Source organism: Streptomyces sp. NPDC048479 (genome assembly GCF_040651435.1).
Taxonomy (GTDB): domain Bacteria; phylum Actinomycetota; class Actinomycetes; order Streptomycetales; family Streptomycetaceae; genus Streptomyces.
This window is the reverse complement of the sequence record NZ_JBEZKA010000094.1, coordinates 1-3,374: the sequence shown is the minus strand read 5'-3', so window position 1 is coordinate 3,374 and position 3,374 is coordinate 1. Positions and strand designations below refer to the sequence as shown.

The 3,374-nt window shown below is 68.5% G+C and carries 4 protein-coding genes; 3 read left to right on the top strand and 1 reads right to left on the bottom strand.

What is annotated here, in order from left to right; genetic code table 11:
• Positions 1-87: adenosylhomocysteinase (locus tag AB0D12_RS41045; protein ID WP_362693304.1), on the top strand; the 87-nt coding region annotated here is incomplete at its 5' end.
• A gap of 137 nt (positions 88-224) precedes the next feature.
• A complete protein-coding gene (locus tag AB0D12_RS41040; protein ID WP_362695144.1) occupies positions 225-848 on the top strand; it encodes a hypothetical protein in 624 nt (207 codons plus the stop codon).
• Between the two features lie 55 nt (positions 849-903).
• Here AB0D12_RS41040 and AB0D12_RS41035 read toward each other — a convergent pair whose 3' ends face one another.
• A complete protein-coding gene (locus AB0D12_RS41035; RefSeq protein WP_362695141.1) occupies positions 904-1,905 on the bottom strand; it encodes an RDD family protein in 1,002 nt (333 codons plus the stop codon).
• A gap of 121 nt (positions 1,906-2,026) precedes the next feature.
• Between AB0D12_RS41035 and AB0D12_RS41030 the strand changes: the two genes are divergently transcribed.
• A complete protein-coding gene (locus AB0D12_RS41030; protein ID WP_362695147.1) occupies positions 2,027-3,034 on the top strand; it encodes a stage II sporulation protein M in 1,008 nt (335 codons plus the stop codon).
• Positions 3,035-3,374: the final 340 nt, after the last annotated feature.

Genomic DNA, 3,374 nt, shown 5'->3' with positions numbered 1-3,374 from the left:
AAGCTGACCACGCTCCGCCCCGAGCAGGCCGCCTACATCGGCGTCGAGGTCGAGGGCCCGTACAAGCCCGACCACTACCGCTACTGATCGGCTACTGACACACCTCAGCAGCAGGTACCAGCGGTACCAGGCAGGCCCCCGCACCCCCGTGTCGGGGGCCTGCCTCGTACCGGCCTCGATCGGCTCCCGGCAAGAGCCTCACCGCACTAGGACACCTGAGCCCCATGCCTCGCGGCCGTTATTCGCTTCACGATCCGCACGATCACACCCCCCTCGGTGACGAGCACTTCCAGTGCGCCCCCGGCCCCTCCGGCTGGCGCTACGTCTCCCAGATCACGGCCCCCTCCGGCGACCACGTCGGCTCCGTCGACCTCGCCCTCGACGAACTCGGCCGTCCCATCCGTCTCGAACTCCACGCCGCGAGCTGGCAGGTCCGCGGTGCCGCCCTCGACGGCGTCACCTGGGTGCGCACCGACCCCACCGGCGCTCATGCCACCGAAGGCAATGTGCGCGCTCACGCCTTCACCGGCACATCCCCCGCCTTTCTTGTTGCCACCGCACGTCTCCTGCGACTCACCCCCGGTTCCCCCGCGACGCGTGTCCGCCTCGTCGCCTTCACGGATCCTGTCCTCGCTCCCCGCACTCTCGACCAGTCCTGGGCCCTGATGAAGAGTGAAGCGCATGCCACTGACAATGGCCCCCTGACCGTGGACGAGTACCAGGTCAGCGCCCTGGACACGGGCGAACAACACCTCGTTCACATCGCCGGAGACGTGGTCCTCGCAGCCCCCGGCATCGAACTCGAAAACCTCGAGACCCCGCCCTCGGTCTTCCCCCTGACGCCCTGACGATTCCGACGTCCCGGCGACCGGTAGGCCTGACGAATCCGGCCTCCCGTCGCCCCTACGCGGGCGGCGCAAACCCCGTGACCGGCGGCGTCTCTGTCTCCGGCACCGCACCCGGCACCGTCCTGCCCTCCGCAACAATGGCGCTCGGCACCACCCCACTCGGCACGGCGGCCCCGCCGGCACCAACCGCCCCAGGTGCCACTCTTCCTGCGGCTCCGGCACCGGGGACCAAGCCACCTCTGGTGGCCGCCCCCGGAGTCGCCCACCCCTCCGGGCCGCCAACTGCTACCGCCCCGGCCGTAGCCCGGAACGCCCCGAACGCTTTCCGGGCATCACGCGCCTGCCGCTCGTTCACCACAGCCGCCAAATAGGCGGCCGGCGGCACCCTCTCCGGCGCGGGCGCCCCCGTGCATGCCGCCAGATCACCGGCCAGCCGCTCCGCCATCGACCAGCTCACCGCCTGGTCCAGCTGCCTCATCCGCGTCAGGTACTGACGTATCGCGAGCCACAGATCATCAGGCACCCCCGACAGATCCAGTTCGGCAAACCGCCCGACGAGCCACGGCGGCGGAGGCGGCACCACCATCCCCCGCCCGGCCGGCACCCTCTCCCGCACCACCAGAGTCCCCGCGAACACATCCCCGATCCGCCGCCCCCGCGCCGACATCAGAGAAGCGATACAGGCAATGACCCCGAACGACATCAGGATCTCCACCACGCCCATCGCCCCGCGCACCAGCGCATGCCGGAAGCGGATCGGCCCCCCGTCGTCCCGCACCACCCGCAGCCCACAGGCGAGCTTCCCGAGCGAGCGCCCATGACTGAGGGTCTCCACGGCTATCGGCGCCCCCACCAGGACCAGCAGAAACGTCGCGATCGACACCGCAGTGACCGCCGCCTCGTCCAGCGACGCGGTCGCCAGCGCAAGCCCGATCGACACCAGAAGATACGCCGTCCACACCACGACGAGGTCGATCACGAGAGCGAGCGCCCGGCTCGGCAGTTTCGCCGGCCGCAGCCCCAGTACGACCGCATCCCCCGTCACAAGCGCACTCACTGCTGCCCGCCCTTCGCCGTCGAACTCCCTGCCCCTTGATTCCTCAGTCTGCCAAGCTGGCCCGCAGCGCGCCGCAGTAGTGCGGACCGTACGCACCCAGTGCCTGGAGCAGCAGCCGACCATGGACCTCGATGTCTTCGTGACCGCCCACCGCGCCGAGTGGGACCGCTTGGACCACCTCCTGCACAGGGGACGTCACCTCACCGGTGCCGAGGCCGACGAACTTGTCGCCCTCTACCAGCGCACGGCCACACATCTCTCTCACATCCAGTCCAGCGCCCCGGACCCGATGCTGACGGGCAGGCTCACCCAGCTCGTCGCCCGAGCGCGCGCCACCGTCACCGGAACCCGCCGTGCCACCTGGCGCGACGCGGTCCGGTTCCTCACTGCGGGCTTCCCGGCGGCCGTCTACCGCTCCCGCCACTGGTGGATCCCCACGGCGGTCCTCTCCACTGTCCTTGCTGCGATCATCGGCTGGTGGATAGGCGCTCACCCAGAGGTTCAGTCAGCGATCGCCGCCCCGGACGAACTGCGCCGGCTCACCCGCCCCGGCGGTGAGTACGAAACGTACTACTCGAGCCACCCGGCGGCCTCCTTCGCAGCCCAGGTCTGGACGAACAACGCCCAGGCCGCCGCCATGTGCCTGACGCTGGGCGCGTTCCTCTGCATCCCGGTGATCTGGATCCTCTTCCTCAATGTGCTCAACCTCGGCGTCGGCATAGGCCTGATGTCGTCGGCCGGCCGCCTCGACACCTTCCTGGGCCTGGTCCTCCCGCACGGCCTGCTCGAACTGACCGCTGTCTTCGTCGCCGCGGGCACGGGCCTCCGCCTCGGCTGGACTGTCATCGACCCGGGCCCCCAATCCCGCCGCACGGCCCTCGCCCAGCAGGGCCGCGCGGCCATCGGTATGGCCATTGGCCTCGCCCTTGTCCTCTTCGTGTCGGGCGTGATCGAAGGCTTCGTCACACCCTCAGGACTGCCGACCTGGGCGCGTATCGCCATCGGCATCGCGGCTGAGCTGGCGTTTCTGGCGTACGTCTACATCCTGGGCGGCCGAGCAGTCCGCGCCGGCGACATCGGCGACGTGGAGGCGGCGGACCGCAGCGCCGAACTCCCGGCCGCTGCCTGATGTGCGTCCGGCACCTCTGAGCTGCTAGTCTCCTCTTCGCCCCACAAAAACCGTTGACACGGTCGGCGTGGGGAGGTAGATTTAAACGGTTGTCTCGGACTGGACAAGTGCGAGTGCGACCGTTAATATCTCTCTTGCTCTCGTCGGAAATTGAATTTCCGCAGAGCTTCTCGATTCCTATCCGGATCAAGAAGGCCGATTAGCTCGGCCGGAATGCTTCTGATAAAGTCGGATCAGCCGAAAGACAAAAGGCCCCCAACGGCTACTGGAATCAAATTCCGAACCGGAAACGGAACGGAAAAGGATCTGGTAAAGTTGGAAACACGAAGGGAAGCGCCCG

What these genes read in the sequence shown, in the direction of transcription:
- AB0D12_RS41040 (WP_362695144.1), top strand. Translation starts at nt 225, where the DNA reads ATGCCTCGCGGCCGTTATTCGCTTCACGATCCGCACGATCACACCCCC.
- AB0D12_RS41030 (WP_362695147.1), top strand. Translation starts at nt 2,027, where the DNA reads ATGGACCTCGATGTCTTCGTGACCGCCCACCGCGCCGAGTGGGACCGC.